18 protein-coding genes are annotated in these 16,713 nt (G+C 62.8%); 10 read left to right on the top strand and 8 right to left on the bottom strand.

Annotated elements, in window-relative coordinates:
- The first annotated feature begins 25 nt into the window (after window positions 1-25).
- From HYG82_RS35665 to HYG82_RS35655, 3 genes are all read left to right on the top strand, one after another.
- A complete protein-coding gene (locus HYG82_RS35665) occupies window positions 26-247 on the top strand; it encodes a type II toxin-antitoxin system HicB family antitoxin (protein WP_179262129.1) in 222 nt (73 codons plus the stop codon).
- Between the two features lie 121 nt (window positions 248-368).
- Entirely contained in the window at window positions 369-1,814 is a 1,446-nt protein-coding gene (locus tag HYG82_RS35660; RefSeq protein WP_179262127.1) for a dihydrolipoyl dehydrogenase, read from the top strand.
- A gap of 60 nt (window positions 1,815-1,874) precedes the next feature.
- Window positions 1,875-3,455, top strand: coding sequence for a sensor histidine kinase (locus HYG82_RS35655; RefSeq protein WP_179262125.1), 1,581 nt, complete (start codon window positions 1,875-1,877; stop codon window positions 3,453-3,455).
- 42 nt (window positions 3,456-3,497) lie between these two features.
- Here HYG82_RS35655 and HYG82_RS35650 read toward each other — a convergent pair whose 3' ends face one another.
- Together HYG82_RS35650 and HYG82_RS35645 are read right to left on the bottom strand one after the other, a co-directional pair.
- The gene (locus tag HYG82_RS35650; RefSeq protein WP_179262123.1) at window positions 3,498-4,247 is read right to left on the bottom strand and encodes a hypothetical protein; all 750 of its coding nucleotides are present in this window, start codon (window positions 4,245-4,247) and stop codon (window positions 3,498-3,500) included.
- A 137-nt stretch (window positions 4,248-4,384) separates the two neighbouring features.
- Window positions 4,385-5,185, bottom strand: a complete 801-nt coding sequence (locus HYG82_RS35645; RefSeq protein ID WP_179262121.1) for a sulfurtransferase — start codon at window positions 5,183-5,185, stop codon at window positions 4,385-4,387.
- A 279-nt stretch (window positions 5,186-5,464) separates the two neighbouring features.
- On the opposite strand from HYG82_RS35645, the gene HYG82_RS35640 reads away from it, so the two are divergent.
- On the top strand, window positions 5,465-6,322 hold the full coding sequence (locus HYG82_RS35640) for a sulfurtransferase (RefSeq protein WP_179262119.1): 858 nt from the start codon (window positions 5,465-5,467) through the stop codon (window positions 6,320-6,322).
- Between the two features lie 248 nt (window positions 6,323-6,570).
- Here the strand turns inward: HYG82_RS35640 and HYG82_RS35635 are convergent, their stop codons facing one another.
- On the bottom strand, window positions 6,571-7,785 hold the full coding sequence (locus HYG82_RS35635) for a polysaccharide deacetylase family protein (RefSeq protein WP_179262117.1): 1,215 nt from the start codon (window positions 7,783-7,785) through the stop codon (window positions 6,571-6,573).
- A 181-nt stretch (window positions 7,786-7,966) separates the two neighbouring features.
- On the opposite strand from HYG82_RS35635, the gene HYG82_RS35630 reads away from it, so the two are divergent.
- Together HYG82_RS35630 and HYG82_RS35625 are read left to right on the top strand one after the other, a co-directional pair.
- Window positions 7,967-8,602, top strand: coding sequence for a rubrerythrin family protein (locus HYG82_RS35630; RefSeq protein WP_179262115.1), 636 nt, complete (start codon window positions 7,967-7,969; stop codon window positions 8,600-8,602).
- Window positions 8,603-8,700: 98 nt separating this feature from the next.
- A complete protein-coding gene (locus HYG82_RS35625; RefSeq protein WP_179262113.1) occupies window positions 8,701-8,907 on the top strand; it encodes a hypothetical protein in 207 nt (68 codons plus the stop codon).
- Window positions 8,908-9,101: 194 nt separating this feature from the next.
- Here the strand turns inward: HYG82_RS35625 and HYG82_RS35620 are convergent, their stop codons facing one another.
- The 5 genes from HYG82_RS35620 to HYG82_RS35600 all read right to left on the bottom strand — a co-directional run bounded on the left by HYG82_RS35620 (window position 9,102) and on the right by HYG82_RS35600 (window position 12,933).
- Window positions 9,102-9,374: a DUF7553 family protein gene (locus tag HYG82_RS35620; RefSeq protein WP_179262111.1), complete on the bottom strand. Its 273-nt coding sequence runs from the start codon at window positions 9,372-9,374 to the stop codon at window positions 9,102-9,104.
- Window positions 9,375-9,467: 93 nt separating this feature from the next.
- On the bottom strand, window positions 9,468-10,298 hold the full coding sequence (gene thiM, locus HYG82_RS35615; RefSeq protein ID WP_179262109.1) for a hydroxyethylthiazole kinase: 831 nt from the start codon (window positions 10,296-10,298) through the stop codon (window positions 9,468-9,470).
- A complete protein-coding gene (thiE, locus tag HYG82_RS35610) occupies window positions 10,295-10,960 on the bottom strand; it encodes a thiamine phosphate synthase (RefSeq protein ID WP_179262107.1) in 666 nt (221 codons plus the stop codon). The genes thiM and thiE overlap by 4 nt, the downstream gene beginning before the upstream one ends.
- Window positions 10,961-11,137: 177 nt before the next feature.
- On the bottom strand, window positions 11,138-12,433 hold the full coding sequence (locus tag HYG82_RS35605; protein ID WP_179262105.1) for a PKD domain-containing protein: 1,296 nt from the start codon (window positions 12,431-12,433) through the stop codon (window positions 11,138-11,140).
- Entirely contained in the window at window positions 12,430-12,933 is a 504-nt protein-coding gene (locus HYG82_RS35600; RefSeq protein ID WP_179262103.1) for a hypothetical protein, read from the bottom strand. Before HYG82_RS35600 ends, HYG82_RS35605 begins: the two co-directional genes overlap by 4 nt.
- Before the next feature lie 605 nt (window positions 12,934-13,538).
- On the opposite strand from HYG82_RS35600, the gene HYG82_RS35595 reads away from it, so the two are divergent.
- The 4 genes from HYG82_RS35595 (at window position 13,539) to HYG82_RS35580 (ending at window position 16,651) form a co-directional block, all read left to right on the top strand.
- On the top strand, window positions 13,539-14,498 hold the full coding sequence (locus HYG82_RS35595) for an AEC family transporter (RefSeq protein WP_179262101.1): 960 nt from the start codon (window positions 13,539-13,541) through the stop codon (window positions 14,496-14,498).
- 210 nt (window positions 14,499-14,708) lie between these two features.
- Window positions 14,709-14,921: a hypothetical protein gene (locus HYG82_RS35590; protein WP_179262099.1), complete on the top strand. Its 213-nt coding sequence runs from the start codon at window positions 14,709-14,711 to the stop codon at window positions 14,919-14,921.
- 138 nt (window positions 14,922-15,059) lie between these two features.
- Complete coding sequence (locus HYG82_RS35585; RefSeq protein WP_179262097.1) at window positions 15,060-16,250, top strand: thiolase family protein; 1,191 nt, start codon at window positions 15,060-15,062, stop codon at window positions 16,248-16,250.
- A complete protein-coding gene (locus HYG82_RS35580; RefSeq protein WP_179262095.1) occupies window positions 16,247-16,651 on the top strand; it encodes a PhlB family protein in 405 nt (134 codons plus the stop codon). The genes HYG82_RS35585 and HYG82_RS35580 overlap by 4 nt, the downstream gene beginning before the upstream one ends.
- Window positions 16,652-16,713 lie beyond the last annotated feature (62 nt).

Below are 16,713 nucleotides of genomic sequence, written 5' to 3'. Positions count from 1 at the left end.
CACTCGACCGCGACAATCAGTGGATATGAGTTCCGATGCGGACGTCGATCCTTCGGAGTACGAGGCCCTCGAGGATGCGGACGTAACCATGCGTGAAAACGACCACGGACTTCACATCGCCGACGACGAGGTAACCGGCGTCTCGAGCCAGGGGCAGACGCCCGAGGAGGCGCTCGCGAACCTGGCGGCGGCGGTCGAGTCGTACAGGGAAGCGACGGACGACGACCCAGGCGACGACTGGCTGTAGACGGGCTATGGACGGGCGGTAGCTGCGTTGAAGCTGCGGCAGCGAGTTCGATCGACGGAGGAAACGCGCAGTTCGGATAGCAGGCTCCAATTTTAGGCCGTCGTCCGTGGTCGAAGCCGGCATGGACGAATACGACATCGTCGTTATCGGCGGGGGATCGGGAAGTCAGGTCGCCACGGCAGCCGCTCGGCAGGGCCTCGAGGCGGCCGTAATCGAGCGCGGGCCGCTCGGCGGAGCCTGTGTGACGAGGGGGTGTGTGCCGTCAAAAGCGCTTATTCATCGGGCAGATATCGTGGACGAACTGCGACGTGCCGACGAGTTCGGCATCGACGCGGAGACACAAGCGATCGACTACGCGGGGATCACGTCGTCGATCCACGACACGGTCTACGAGAAGGCCGATCGACAGGCCTCGAGCCTCCGAGACAACGACAACGTCGTCCTCTACCGGGGAGAGGGCGCGTTCGTCGACGAGCGCGCCCTCGAAATCGACTCGACCGAGGCCGGGGCAGACGGCGAACGAATTCGCGGTGAAAGCGTCGTCATTGCCGTCGGGAGCCAGCCGCTGGTCCCGCCGATCGACGGCATCGAAGACGTCGCGTTTCTCACGAGCGACGACGCGCTCTACCTCGACGAACGGCCCGACGAACTCGTGATCGTCGGCGGAGGCTACATCGGTACCGAGCTCGGCTACTTTTTCGGCGCGCTCGGGGCCGACGTCTCGATCGTCGGCCGCAGCGATCGGCTCGTCCCCCGAGAAGACGACGACGTGAGCGCGGTCGTAACCGAGTCACTCGAGACGTACTGCACCGTCCACACTGGATACGAAGCCGCATCGGTCGACGAGGCGGACGATCGCGTAACAGTGACAGCGACGGTCGCAGATGACGATGGCAGCGCGGGCGATTCGATCGAACTGACCGCTGACGAGTTGCTGCTCGCCACCGGGCGACGGCCCAGCACCGACGCTCTCGACCTCGAGACGACGGGCGTCGAAGTCGACGAGAAGGGGTACGTCGAGACCGACGAAACCCTCGAAACGACCGCAGACGGGATCTGGGCGCTCGGCGACGTACTCGGCGTGCAACCGTACAAGCATGCGGCCGATTACGAGACGAAACTCGTCGCGGCGAACGTTCTGGACGACGCCGGCGAGACGGTCGACTACGAGGCGATGCCACACGCGATATTCACCTCCCCCCAGGTCGCAAGCGTCGGGCAGACCGAAGGCGAACTCGAGGACGATGGCCGCGAGTACGAGGCGGTGAAAACACCCTACGAAGCCGCACCGCTGGGGCTCGTATTCGGCGCTGACGACGGATTCGTAAAGGCGATCGCCTCCCCGGACGGCGAGATTCTGGGCTGTCACATCGTCGGCCCGCAGGCGTCGACGCTGCTCCACGAGGTCGTCGTCGCGATGGACAGCGCCGAGGGGGCCGTCGACGACGTCGCCGAGCCGGTCCACGTCCATCCGGCGCTGAACGAGGTGCTCTATTCCGCGTTCGACGAACTCGCCGACGCGAAATATTCGACGGCTCCGGACTGGCGAGACGTAACGACCCGATAGGTGGCCGGCAGGTAACTGCCGACGGATAGCTTTTCCGTCGCAGAACCCGTATCAGACCAAATGACCGAGCGAAGGTACTCTCCCGATCCGCGCGACGGTGACGATCCGGCGGCGGCCTACGGACGCATCACCGATGCCGTCTTCGCACTCGACGAGGAGTGGCAGGTCGCCTTTTGCAACGAGCAGGCCGAGCGATTGCTCGACCGACCCGAGTCGGAGTTGCGTGGGACGGTCGTCTGGGATGAGATTCCAGATGCGATCGGATCGAGGAGACGAGACGAGTACGAGTTGGCGATGGAGACACAGGAATCGGTCGCGTTCGAGACGTTCGCCGAGTCGCTCGGCGGACACCTCGAGGGACGTGCGTATCCCTCCGAGACGGGACTCACGGTGACCGTCCGCATCGACAGCGATCGCGCTCGACGAACGGAGCATCTCCGAGATCGTGAACGGGCGCTACAGGACGCCTATGAAGTGATCGCCGATCCCAACCGACCGTTTAGCGAACGGATCGACTCGCTTCTGGGCGTCGTCCGGCGAACGATCGACACGGACTACGCGACGCTCTCGCGCGTCCACGAAGACGCTGGAGAGTACATTTTCGAGGCCGTCGACGCCCCGGCCGACGCCGACCTCGAGGCGGGCGACACCACGCCGCTTTCAGCGACGAACTGCGAACACGTCGTCAACACCGAACAGACGCTAGTCCTCGAGGACGTCGAAAGGGACGCACCGGAATTTGCCGACCGCGCCGGAAACGCCGACTGGGGAATCTCCTGTTATCTCGGGACGCCGGTCTCGGTCGGCGGCGAGGTGTACGGAACCTTCTGTTTCTACGACATGGATGCACGCGTCGAGGAATTCACCGACTGGGAGGTCACGTTCGTCGAACTGCTCGGCAACTGGGTGAGTTCCGAACTCGAGCGCCAACAGTCCGAACGGGAACTCGAAGCGTCGAACGAACGATTGGAGCAGTTCGCCAACGCCGCCTCTCACGACCTCAAAGAGCCCCTGCGGATGGTCTCGAGTTACCTCACGCTACTCGAAGACCGGTACAGCGGCGAACTCGATACCGATGGCCGCGAATTCGTCGAATTCGCCGTCGACGGAGCCGATCGGATGCAAGCGATGATCGACGGCCTCCTCGCGTACTCGCGAGTCGAAACGCGGGGCAATCCGCTCGAACCCGTCGATCTGGACGCCGTACTCGCCGACGTGCGGAGCGATCTGGAACTCAGACTCGAGGAGACCGATGCGTGCCTCTCGAGCGAGTCGTTACCCCGCGTCGAGGGCGATGTCGACCAGTTACGACAACTATTCCAGAACTTGCTGTCCAACGCGATCGAATACAGCGGCGACGAGCCCCCGCGAGTCAGCGTCGAGGCTCGACGGGAGGGCAGCGACTGGCTCGTCTCGGTCAGCGACGACGGGATCGGGATCGCTCCCGACGACGAGGAACGCGTCTTCGAGGTGTTTCAGCGACTCCATACCCGCGAGGAACACGCCGGAACGGGGATCGGCCTCACGCTCTGTCGGCGTATCGTCGAGCGCCACGGCGGCGAGATCTGGCTCGACTCCGACTCAGCCGAGGGAGCGACGTTTCAGTTTACGCTGCCAGCCATCGCGGCGGATGAATCGTAACGCGATAGTCGTACGCCCACGACACCGCGCCGGCTCTCGACGTCAGTTCCCGGCCGGCGAAACGATCGTGTACGGAACTGTGTACCGCTCGAATCCGGTGTCGAAAACCGCCGTTCGGCCACCCGATTCCGCGTCGTCGTCGATCGTCACGTGTGTCGTGTAGCCCGCGAACGTACCGCTGTCGACCTGCTCCGAGAACACCGACGGCTGCGCGTCCGGAACGTCGAAGACGGCCGTGAACGGGCCTGGTCCACCCCTGTTCCAGATCCGAACGTCGAGTCCCATGATCGCACCGGGTCGGATCTCCGCTCGAGCGTCGAACGAGACGTTGGTAAATCGGGGCGGGTCCGCCAGTCGATCGAGGACGTCCCGGTAGATCGGGTGCCTTGCCTCGCCGACCAGTGCGGTGCCGTTCTCCGCCGCCACGTCTTGGGGGACTTCGAATCCGACGTGCAGCCGTCCGTCTCGGTTCGCGGTGAACGTATCGGTGTACTCCGTGTCGTCCAGTCGAAGGACGACGTCGCTCGCGTCGATCGTCCGTTCGCCGACCGTGACGATGACGTACTGGCCGCCATCGGTCGCGAGGACCTCGGGCCGCCGTTCGGAGCGTGTAGGGCGCACGTACTGAAGCGCCGCCGACACCCGCCCGATCTCCGTCGAAACGGATGCGTCCGACGTCTCCGGCGTCTCGTTCGACGGCGATTCAGCGAGGTCCGACGACGTACAGCCGGCGATCGTCCCCGCGCCGGCAGTTGCGAAGAGAAATCGACGCCGGCCGACTGGCTCGTTCATGGCCCTTGCTGTGTGCCGATCGTTGGTACCGGTTTGGGAGAGTTAGTTCCCACCGCACAGTATTCGTTCGAGGCCGGCCACACGCCTCGTATTGGTCGCACCCACCCACAGCGATCGAGAAAGTGGGGGATCAGCAGTTACGTGTCCACGGGCCCGGTTTCGACCTCGCCATCGTGGGCGAGCCACTCGGTGAGACTCCCCTCGTAGAACCGGACGTTCTCGTAACCGAGCGCCGTGAGGACGACGTAGGTGTGGCTGATCCGCCGCGCGGTGTTACAGTAGAGGACGATCTCGCGGTCCGGGGTGATCCCGTAGTCTTCGAGCAAGTCCTCGAGTTCGGCCGGCGGTTTCAGGCGCCGCGTCTCCTCGTCGACGACCTCTCGCCAGTCGAATCGGAGGGCGCCAGGCAGGCGAGCCTCTTCGAACTCGTCTTTCTCGCGCGTGTCGACGAACACGGCGTCTCGCTCGAGTGCGTCTTCGACGGCTTCGTAGCCCACGAGCGGGGTCTCGTCGGGCGAAAGCGGATCGGGCTCGTAGGTCGTCCGTTCGATGTCGGGCTCGTCGCTCGTGGTCTCGTACTCCCGGTTCCAGGCACTGTAGTCGCCGTCGAGTAGACGGACGTCGTCGTGGCCGTATTCGATGGCCGTGAGCACGAACCGGGCGGCGAAGACGCCGTGAGTGTCGTCGTACGCGACGATCGTGTCGTCGGGTTCGATACCGGCATCGCCGAGCAAGTCCGCGAAGGCATCGGCACCGGGAAGGGTCCCGCGGTCGACGTCGCTCTCGTCGCGATAGCTGTCGAACGGGACGTTCACTGCACCGGGGACGTGCCCGATGCCGTCGTATTCCCAGGCGTCCCGTACGTCGACGATGCGGACGGCGGGTTCGTCCAGTCGCGATGCGAGCCAGTCGGGGGAAACGACGACTGTTTCGTCCATTAGTCTCCGTATACTCGCGCAGACTCGAGAACGCACCGGTTTCGACGTCAGTTTCGAGTACCGGGACAGTGGCAATTTTTGCTTATTTCAGCTGCGGAATACGATGTGTTTCATCCGAAAAATGAAACGCGGGACTCGAAACCATCGAAATTGGCAGCTATAACGAGCGTTTCGTCGATACGCGCTGACAGAATAGGCAAATATAACCGGAAGGGTCGATAGGTGACCGAATTGACCGGTTAAGTAGTCCCTTTGTGTGTCGCCATCGAACGCCTGGCTATGGCAACCGACTACGCCAACGACGTACTCGTCACGGCCGACTGGGTCGAAAATCGACTCGAGGACTTTCAGGACGACGACTCCGACCTGCGACTGGTCGAAGTCGACGTCGACACGGAAGCCTACGAGGAGGAACACGCGCCCGGTGCGATCGGGTTCAACTGGGAAACCCAGCTGCAGGATCAGACTACCCGCGATATCCTCTCGAAAGACGATTTCGAGGATCTACTCGGCAGTCACGGCATCAGTGAGGATTCCACGGTCGTCCTCTACGGCGACAACTCCAACTGGTTCGCCGCCTACACCTACTGGCAGTTCAAGTACTACGGTCACGACGAGGTCTACCTTCTCGACGGCGGCCGCGAGTACTGGCTCGAAAACGACTATCCGACCACCGACGAGGAACCCGACTTCTCCGAAACCGAGTACGACGCCGCTGGCCCGCGCGAGAGCATCCGTGCCTACCGCCAAGACGTCGAGAACGCAATCGAACGCGGCGTTCCGCTCGTCGACGTTCGCTCGCCCGAGGAGTTCTCCGGCGAAGTGCTCGCCCCGCCAGGACTCCAGGAAACCGCCCAGCGCGGCGGTCACATCCCCGGCGCGAGCAACATCTCGTGGGCCGCCGTAACGAACGACGACGGCACCTTCAAGGACCGCGATGAACTCGAGGAACTCTACGCCGACGAAGGCATCGACGGCAACGAGACGACCGTCGCCTACTGCCGCATCGGCGAGCGCTCGTCCGTCGCGTGGTTCGCGCTGCACGAGCTGCTCGGCTACGACGATACCGTCAACTACGACGGGTCCTGGACCGAGTGGGGCAACTTGATCAACGCGCCGGTCGAAAAGGGCAACTGACGCGACGTCGGCCTCAGAGACGGCTCGTTTTGTGCGCACGGCACGTACCGAAGGCGGGACGGTATGAACGAGGGTCCGCGACATCAGACCCGCCCCGCCGTTCGGGATAGAACGCAATCAACGCCGTAATTACAGGCTTTTCTCGTTGCCTACCGCTAGAGGCCGAGGGAGATAGTAGGCATCGTCGATAGTCACGCTGCCGAAAAATCGTCGAACTCCGTCGGGCGAAGTCGCCATTTTCCATTCGACTACGCGTCGTAGATGTGATTCGACGCGACGTCGTCAGGCCCGACGACCTCGAGGTCCCCGGCCGACTCGAGGTCGCTGAGATACGACATCGTCTCTTCGAACGCCGACCCCGTCTCGCCGGAGAGGTCGCCGTAGCTCAGCGTGGCGATCGTCCGGTACCGCGCCGTCCGATCGAGCAGCGATCGGGCCTGGTCGGCCGTCGGACTGACCGCCCGCGGCGCGAGCGCGGGGTTCAACAGGTCCGCGTGACCGGCGTGACCGGCGATGAAACCGATATCGTGGTGCTCGTCGACGACGTTCATCGCGGACACGTCGTATCGATTGAGGGGGTAGGCGAAGTAGCCGGCGCCGTCTTCGAACCCGTTGTTCTCGAGCCAGTCGATGGCGCCCTGGATTTCGTCCTGCAGTGCCGACTCGCTCAGACCGACGAGGCCGCGTCCGGTTTTGCCCCGGCTGGCGATCGTCCAGCCGTCGTTCTGAAGGGTCTCGAGGTGGTCGCTGCTGAGATACCCCGAACCGCCGACGTCGTCGGTCGAGACGAACGCAGTCGCGGGGAATCCGTAACTCGCGAGGGTCGAGCGGGCCCGGGTATACGCTGACCTGGTACCGTCGTCGAACTGGATGAGGACTTTCCCGGTGTCCGGCCGCGAAACGAAATGGAGGTCGTCACACCAGACCCTCGCCTCGCTGTCACCCGCCCACGATGAGATTTTCACGTGTGCGATCGAACTCAGATCCGGATCTCCGTCGGTGCCGACCACGCCGAGGTCGTGGTGTGTAAGCGGGAGACCGGGCTTGACTTTCGCTTGCATGATCAGCCGGTTCCCGTCGGTGTCCGAAAGCTGGACGAACGGATCGGTCGACTGGTCGGTTGCAAGCGCCAGCGCGGGGAATTCGTTCGAGAGATCACGCGGCTGATCGAACCATCGCTTGATCATGACTCGTTTTTCGTTCAGAGAGGCCGACATACGGCCGGACTGGTCGCCGACGTACGCCCGCTCCGAGTCGAGTTCCAGCGTCCCTTCCATCACCGTCCACATGGAAAGGTCGTCGAACCGGTCGAACGAACCGGGTTCTTCGTCGACTGTCTCATCCGGGGAGTCAGATGGATCGCCACCGTCGTCTGACGGTTCGCTCGTTTCCGAATCGGTCAGGGCGGAACAGCCGCCAAGCGTCGCTGCAGCGGCCGTCACGAGATACGCTCGTCGTTTCATTCCGTTCGATGACTTTCCGGGTTCGGTAATTGTTATGACGCCGTTGGAGTTCAGATTTCGAACAGTAATTGATGCCTATCACCAACCGCCGCGGAGACGGCGGGGTACGCCGATGCCGACGGTCGGGTTCCGAGGGCGACGGCTCGATAGACATAACTCGAGCGCACACGAAACACCCTCCATGACCGATCCGGATACGTTCGTCGAGACTGTCAGCGAGGAAAACCAGACCGCGCTCTCACGACTCGGCTCATCGAAGTCACTCTACGCCGACACCGGTGGCGACATCGACACTGAACCCGTCCTCGAGGCCACCGCCGACGCCGAGTACGCCGCCTGGCAGACGTTCCTCGAGTGGGCCGACGACGAGGCCACAGACGAGGTGCGTGCGGCCTTCAAGACCACCGCCGAAGAAGAGCAAGACCACTACGAGACTGTCGACGAGAAACTCAGCGACGACGAATACGAGCCGACCGACGTCCCCACCCTACACGAATACCTCCGCGACCGAGAGGAGACCATCGAACGCGTCGGTGCGTTCGTCGGCCGCAACCTCGCGAGCAAGCGCTCGAAAGACCAGGTCGTCGGCTACTTCGTCGGCGACGCTGATCCCCAGACCGCGAGCCTGTTCCGTGGGTTCGGTGACGACCTGGAGGACCAACTCGAACGGGCGAAAGAACTCCTCGAAACGGTCTGCGAGAGCGACGAGGACTGGGATCGCGCCGAGAAGGCAGCGACGGGCGCGATCCAGGCCGCCTACGACGAATACGTCGACACGCTCGAGGAGATGGGAGCGAACCCCAAACCCGTCTGCTGAACCCAGCGGTCGGACGGGTTCCGTACTCGAGATCGAGCAGAGTTCGACAGGAGTTCAATCCTTGTTATTTTAATACAACCGACCTCGGGACACCAAATATGGGTGATTCGCGGTCGAAGCATGCGGTAAAACAGGGAGCGAATATCACCGTCGGAGCGCTCTGGATGGCATACGGAGTTGCCACGATACGCCAGCCATCAGAGCCGCCGTTGTGGACGGTTCTGTTCGTCAGTTCGCTCGTACTCGGATCGATCTATACCGGTCTCGTCTACTTCGAGGTGGGCCCGATTCGAGTCGACAGCTGATGATCCACGTACCGAGACGGAAGTCGACCGGTCGACTTCGCCGCTACTCGGATGCTGAGATTTCATCGAAAGGCCGTTGAGGCGACGGCCGACGAAAACGTAACCCGCCGTCTCCCGTCGACCGACCAACTCTCGGCGACCGACCCGGTAGCCGACGATCCTCGAGACACCGAACCGTGACCGTGATCGGACCGCTAGACGCCCTCGACCGTCTCGCGGAATGCGCTGATCGATTCGAGTGCGTCCTCGATGTTCGATGCAACGTTGCCGCCTTCGTCGTCGGCGATTTCGTTCAGAATGTGTTCGTGGCGTGCGAGTTGACCGTGATCGGGACCGCGGTCGGCCGTAGCGTACTCCGCGAACTTTTCCGATTGGGTCTGGAGCCGGTCCGCTGCCGTGTCATCTGACGTTTCGTCTGCCGCCCGTTCGATCGACTCAGCCGCGTTTTCGAGTTCGTCTCGTGCCATAGTTTCCAGTTCGGCCGGCCATACTAAAATAGTTTCAGTACAGTTCGTCTTTCGTGACGGTGGGCAGCGACGCTCGGAGCCGATTCGGTCGATTCAGTGGACCGTCTCGACGCGATCCTCGAGGTCGAGAGCGGCGGCGACGTCGCTCGTAATCCCCGAAACCGCATCACGAAAGTTCGTCCGATAGCTCCCCGGCCCCGCGTACTCGAGGTCGGCCGCGCGCTCGCCGGCGATGCCGAATCCGAGCGTGCCGTGAACGGCGGCCGTCGAGGCATCGTCGATAGCACCGCAGAACGTTGCGATGGTCCCGCCGAGCATACAACCGGTACCGACGACTTCGCCCAGCATCTCGTGGCCGGCGGTGAGTCGGACTGCGCCGTCGGCGTCCGCAACGATGTCGTCGATGCCCGAGGCGACGACGATCGCATCGGTCGACTCGGCGAGCGAGTGCGCCGTCCGGTCGATCGCGTCGTAGTCGCCGACGGATTCGACCCCCTTGACTTCCGCTTCGACGCCCGCAAGCGCGCTAATCTCGCCGTAGTTTCCATTGATCACAGTGAAGTCGATGTCGGAGAGGAGGCTTTCGGCGACTGCCTGACGTGAGGGTGTCGACCCCACACCGACGGGGTCGAGGACGACCGGGATACCGCGCTCGTTTGCCTTCCGACCAGCTTCGTGCATGGCCTCGACACGGCCGTCGGGTACCTGGCCGGTGTTGATCAGCACAGCGCGTGCGAGTTCGGCCATCTCACCGGCGTCACCGAACGAGTCGGCCATTACCGGCAATCCGCCCCAGTGGAGCGTCACGTTCGCCACGTCGTTGATCGTCACCGTGTTGGTCAGCGACTGCACGAGCGGCTCCGTCTGTCGGACGATCCGGACCGAGTCCGCAAGGTCGGCGGCGGCGATGTCTGTCACACTCATTCTGGTCTAGCTCCGGTATCGACTGCCTTCGGCGTTTCGACGGCCCCAACGAGCGATTCGGTTGCGGCCCGTGGCTCCGCAGCCGCCGTAATCTCGCTGATGACCGCCACACCGACAGCACCTGCCGTTACGACCCGACTGGCGTTGTCGGCAGTAATGCCGCCAATCGCAACGAGCGGAATCGAGACTGCGTCGGCGACCGCGGCGATCCGCTCTGGACCGACCCCGTCTTTTTCGTCGGCGACGTTCTTCGAGGACGTTCCGTAGACGGCACCAACGCCGAGGTAATCGGCTCCCTCGGCTTCAGCTTTCCTGGCCTCCGCAGCCGTTGACGCCGAGCAACCGACGATAGCGTCCGAGCCGAGCAAGTTCCGGGCGGCCGCGACCGGCAGATCCGACTGGCCGACGTGAACGCCATCCGCATCGATCGCACGTGCGATATCGATCCGGTCGTTGACGATGAGGTCGACGCCCGCCTCGGCGGTCAGTTCGCGCAGTTCGTGGCCGAGTTCGTACCGTGATCGAGCACTCGAGTCTTTCTCACGCAGTTGGACGGCGTCGACGCCGCCGTCGATGGCTTTGCGGACGATTTCGGGCGTCGATCGATCGCCGGAAAGCGACGCCTGTGTGACGAGATATGTCCGCCAGCTCGAGGGATTCATGTGGAATACCAGTCGGTAGTCGCACAAAGCGCCTTCGGTCGAACGAAACCGAATAGTTGGCGCTTCCGTTCGCATTCATAGCCGCCACGGTCGAGACCGTTCGAACGTATTGTGTTACGAGGATGGAACGGGAAACTCGCGAGCCGAAAGACGGGCCGAAATCCCACAGTACTCCCGTTACGTGCCGCGTTCCGTTACACTGAGCCGGAAGGAACCGGCTCCACTATAGGAGTCGACGAGGATGCCGAACTGCTGGCCCGGGGTTACGTTGCTGACCGTAACCGACTCCCGACTGTTCGGATCGTCCGATTTTTCGTCGTAGTTGTTGGACCGTGGCGTCCGCCCATCGGTCGTGACGTACAGATCGAAGTCGGCGTCGCCTGGCCCCTCCATCGTGATCGTCACCTCGCATGGATTCGCGAGCGCGCTCGCGTACTGATACTTGTTCCCGTCCCACCAGCCGGCGAGACGGCCGGTTACTTCGCCCCCAGTGCTCACGTCACCGCAGTTTCCGGCCGTCCTGCTGCCCTGGACGGTGATCGAAAACGATCCCGTGTCGGTGAATCCGTCGTCGTCCGTAACAGTGAGCGAAGCCTGAAAGTCGCCCGGCGATTCGTAGGCGTGCTGAACAGTCCCTCCCGTTGCAGTCGAACCATCGCCGAACGACCACTCGTAGGACTGGATCGAACCGTCGGGATCAGACGATCTGCGGCCGTCGAACTGGATCGTTTCGCCGACGTCCACTTCTGTGGCGCTGACCCTGACGTCCACGGAGGGGCCCCGGGTTCCGTCGCCGCCTTCATCGTTGCCGCCCCTGTCATTGCCGCCTCCGTCGCCACCGTCGCGGCCGCCGGTGCGATCGATCCAGGTGTATTCCACGGCGTCCGCAGAACACGGGGACGTATTCGTGGTCCGCTGGCCCGCATTCAGGTTATTTCTACAGGTCCCCGAATTCCCGAGTCCCCGCCGCACGTATCCGGTGACCATCGGAGAAACGGACCGATCCTGATAAATCATTCCCAGGGTGTGTTCGTCGTTCTGCCCGATCATCTGAGAAACCTGTGGAAGGCCGGGATCGATCAACGTATGCAACGTCTCCTGAATCGCGGCGTTTTTGAAGAAACTTCCGCCGCCGGATCGGCCACCAACGACGCAGTTGGCGTCCCCGTTAAACGCGTTCGAATACTGCCCGTTATCTGCGAGGCCGCCGCCAAAGCCGCTACCGATGCCGAGGTGACAGCCGGTACCGGTAAACCCGTTCCGTTCCCGCCAGGTTCGAAAAGCGTCGAAGAAGCCACGCAAACTCCCTGCCCGCTGGTTCGGATACCTGTTACGGATCTCGACGTCGTACCCGCCGATCCTCGAGTCCGAAGTAATACCCTCGAGACCGGCCTCCACTGCGTTCTTTGCGATCCTCGCGAGATCGTCTTCGGATCGCGTGTTTGGATACACGTAGACGGAAATAGCACTCATTCCTCGCACCTCGCGAGCATCCGTGCTTGCTCGACTGGGGGCAAGTCGGCGTGTTGGGTTTCCACGCGGGTCTCGCCCGAGTGGATCGTGATCTGGATTCCGTGTCGGAACCGTTCGGGACGGAGTGCAGCCAGTTCCTGAACGACCGTCTCGTCTTCGTCGACCATCGCATGGACGCGGTCTTCTTCGACCGCCGACGAGATGGCGTCGATCGTCCGAGTGTCGCCCGGTTCGATCCGCATCGTCCGATGACCGTGCATCGGTGCCGCATCGTCGTTTTCCGTCGCCACTTCGACGGAACGGGGCTGGTCGTCCCGATTGACGATTGCGAGGTCCGGTACCACCTGTTCGCACGGGTCTGAGCCCCCGTGTGCGCTCGCATTGCTGGCGATCCCTACTCCGCCGATCGTCGTCGTGCTCGCCTGTAACATTCGGCGGCGTGAAACCGAGACCTGGCTCACTTCCTCGATACCGGTAACTTGAGCGTCATCCTCTACCATGCTACGGCATTACACTACAAAATGTTTTAATATTTGTGTATGAAACTACAATAACATTATTTAATAATGAAAATAATAATGGATATATATGTGAAACTACCGTCCGTTCGATTCGGTATCCCTCGAAAACGCAGTCCGAATCGGCCGGCGTCGGCGCTGTGCTCGATGAGTGACGTTGCTGAGACGGGCCGAGAGCGATTCGAATCTGGGCGATGGACTCCGCATTGGTAAATCCCAGACTCGGAATCGGTCCACTAACCGCTGACGACGAACCACATGCGTCGCCAGAGTCGACGATACGGGCGAAACCCGCCGCTGGTCGACTGAAACCGACTCGAGACGTGACCGCTCTCCCGTCGTCGCTGCACTTTGTGACCAGAAGCACGTAAAGAGGGATCGCCGTTTCGGCAGCCGACCCGCCATCCCCGACTAACCCGGTTGAGTTTGCTGGCGTTCGTTCGTTCGACGGGACATACAGCCCCTTCAGATATCGAAAGCTCCATATCGGGCGCAGAGAATACCTGGCCGCAAATGCACCAACTCACCGCCGTTCTGCCGACTCCCTCGTATATCGAATGCGTCCAGACGAGCGCAGGCGCCGACCCATGACCGGCCTCCTCGGTATTTTCGCCTCCGCTATCGGACCGATCGTCGCTATCGCAGGCGTGGGCTACGTTCTGGCCACTGTCAAGGATATCGACCCAGAGCCGTTGAACACGGCCGTCATTTACGTCCTGGCCCCTGCGCTGGTGTTCCATAGCCTCGCCGTCACGGAACTCGAGGCGGCGACGCTCCTGCGGATCGCGGTCGGGATCGCCGCATTCACGGCGGCGATGTGGGCAATCGCCGAGGTCGTCGGACGTGCCGTTGATGAGCAAGAACCGGCGTTGAGCGGGTTGGTGCTGGTCACGATTTTTTGCAACTCGGGAAATCTCGGCGTTCCCGTCTCGGATTTCGCGTTCGGCGACGTCGGCCGCCAGACTGCCGTCCTCTTTCTCTCAGTTCAGTCCGTCTTGATGTACACCATCGGCGTCTACGTCGCCTCCCGGAGTAGCGGCTCCGCCGGCCTCGAGGGCGTCCGGCGAGTGTTCTACATTCCGCTGGTGTATGCGGTCGTCGCGGCGCTGGGCGTCCGAGCACTTGATCTCGTTCCAGCCGCCGAAACCGCGAGCATGGAAACGCTCAAGCTCGTCGGCGACGCCTCGATTCCGCTAATGTTGCTCATTCTCGGGATCCAGCTCGCGCGTACGGATACGGCCGCCGCAGTCTCGCGGGCGTGGCCCGCGACCGCTCTCAAGCTGGGGGTCGCACCCGTCGTCGGCCTCGGAGTCGCGTCCGCGCTGAGCTTCCAAAACCCTACCGTCGCGCGCGTGTTCGTCCTCGAGACGGCGATGCCCGCCGCCGTGACACCGCTCGTTTTGATGATCGAGTTCGCCGGCAGCGCCCGCTCGGACGGCGTGCTCGTTTCGGAGTACGTCTCGACCTGCGTGTTTCTGACGACGCTGCTTTCGATTCCTGCCCTGACCATCACGATCGCAATTTTGCAGTCCGGCGTGGTGATCTGAGCGACGGTCGGCCGCTGTTCGGATCCCGTACAGAGGCTCTCCGTCCGGCCTCAGCGAACGCCGCGTCCGCTATGACCATCCATAATAAACTATTAAACGTTTATTTTCACCGGCATCAGCGACTACGAGCCATTCCACCGTCGATTCCGCACAACCATGGTGTAGTTCACCACACTGAATTTATGTATGTGTTCGTTGCATTTGTCGGTGATGGCTATAAGTAATACGGTGGTGGCAGCCCTGAACGAACTGCCGTCGCCACAGACAGACACCGACGACGCGGCCGGAGTCACCGAAGAAGCGACCGAAACCCGATTCCAGAGCAGTCTCGGGGTACCGACGCTGGCGCTGCGACCAATCCGCCAGTCGCTCGTCTTGCAGGGATTCACGCAGCGCGTCGAGGGGAACTATGGGAGCCGATAAGCCCATTCGCTACCCCGTAATCGATCGCAGACCATCGAGAATCTCCGGATCGGTCGTCTCGTCCGACCTGCCGGACCAGCTCCGCCCGTGGAACCGTCCGCGAACTGTCCAGCGACCGGGAACGGACGGTGTGCGTCTATGACTGCTCACCGACGATCGTCGGACGGCCGGACGGACCGCGTGGCTGTGATCGGCGCGTCGATGACGCAGTTCGGACACCGCGAGGATGAGTGGATCATGGACCTTCTCGCCGAGGCCGGAACGGAGTGTCTCGACGATGCAGGCGTCGATGCGGACGAGATCGAGCACCTCTACGTCTCGAATATGACCAGCGGCGAGTTCGAGGGAATGACCGGCGTGATGAACGCGTTAGTTCACGAGCTTGGAACGATACCGGCCTACACCCAACGCGTCGATCAGACGAGTGCCAGCGGCGGCGCAGGAATATACGCCGCGTGGCGGTCGGTGGTAAGCGGGGACAGCGACATGACGCTGCTCGTCGGCGGCGAAAAGATGACCCATCGGTCGACCGCCGAATCGACCGACATCATCGCCTCCGTGGGCCATCCCGTCGAGTACAAACACGGGGTCACGCTGCCGTCCTTTGCCGGGCTCACCGCGCGCCACTACCTGGAGCGATTCGACGCACCCCGGGAGAGCCTGGCGCACGTCGCCGCCAAGAACCACCGGAACGGTATCGATAACCCCAACGCACAGTTCCAGAAGGCGGTAGACGAGGAGACCATCCTCGAGTCTCCGATCGTCGCCGACCCGCTGCGATTGTACGACTTCTGTCCGATCACGGACGGCTCGGCCGCGCTCATGTTCTGTCCCGAGTCCATCGCCGAGGAGTACGCCGACGAGTACGCCGTCATCTCGGGGATCGACGGCGCGAGCGATACCCACGTCGTCCACGAGCGCAAGGACCCGACCGTGATGGGCGGGGTCGTCGACAGCGGCTCGGGGGCCTACGAAATGAGCGGCCTCGAGCCCGCAGACATCGAGGTGGCCGAACTCCACGATATGTTCACCATTCTCGAGTTCCTGCAGATGGAAGGGCTGGGATTCGCCGAGCAGGGCGAGGCCTGGAAGCTCGTCGGGGAGGGACACACCGAGCGCGACGGGGAATTGCCGATCAACACCTCCGGCGGGCTCAAATCGAAGGGGCACCCGCTCGGCGCGAGCGGCGTCGCCCAGGGCGTCGAGATCTACGAACAGCTCGTCGGCGAGGCCGGCCCGCGACAGGTCGACGCGGAGACGGGGCTGTGCTGTAACGTCGGCGGCTTCGGTAACTGCGTGATCACCACCATCATGGAGGCTGCACAATGAGCATGGACGCGACCCGCTACGAAGACGGCTCGATCAGCTATCCCGGCCACGCGCGCGGCCCGAACGGCGCGGAGCCGGTCGAAACGATCGATCTCAGCGAATTCACCGCCGAAATCGTTACCTGGACGACCAGTACCGCGACGCCGCCCGGCGTCCGCGAACCCAACCACATCGCCATCGTCGAGTTCGACGTAAGCGAGGCCCAGGGGGCCTCGGAAAGTCAGACGAAGTCCGACGGTGACGGCGAGTCGGTCCGTGCGATCGGCCAACTGACCACCGGTGAGGTCGAGACGGGCGACGAGGTCCGTCCTGTTCACGTCGACGAACTCCGCGAACCCGGCGCCGGCATTCGCGAGCCCGAGAGTCAGGACTGGGACGGCTACCGGTTCGAGCCGGTGTGAGAGGAGTCGAACGCTCCTCAGTGTCACTCGTCGTGCTCGGACCCGCTCGAGGGCTTGAGAAG

The organism is Natrinema halophilum (genome assembly GCF_013402815.2).
In the GTDB taxonomy this organism is placed as follows: domain Archaea; phylum Halobacteriota; class Halobacteria; order Halobacteriales; family Natrialbaceae; genus Natrinema; species Natrinema halophilum.
Note: the sequence above shows the minus strand (reverse complement) of the source record. Positions and strands in the feature narration are given on the sequence as shown.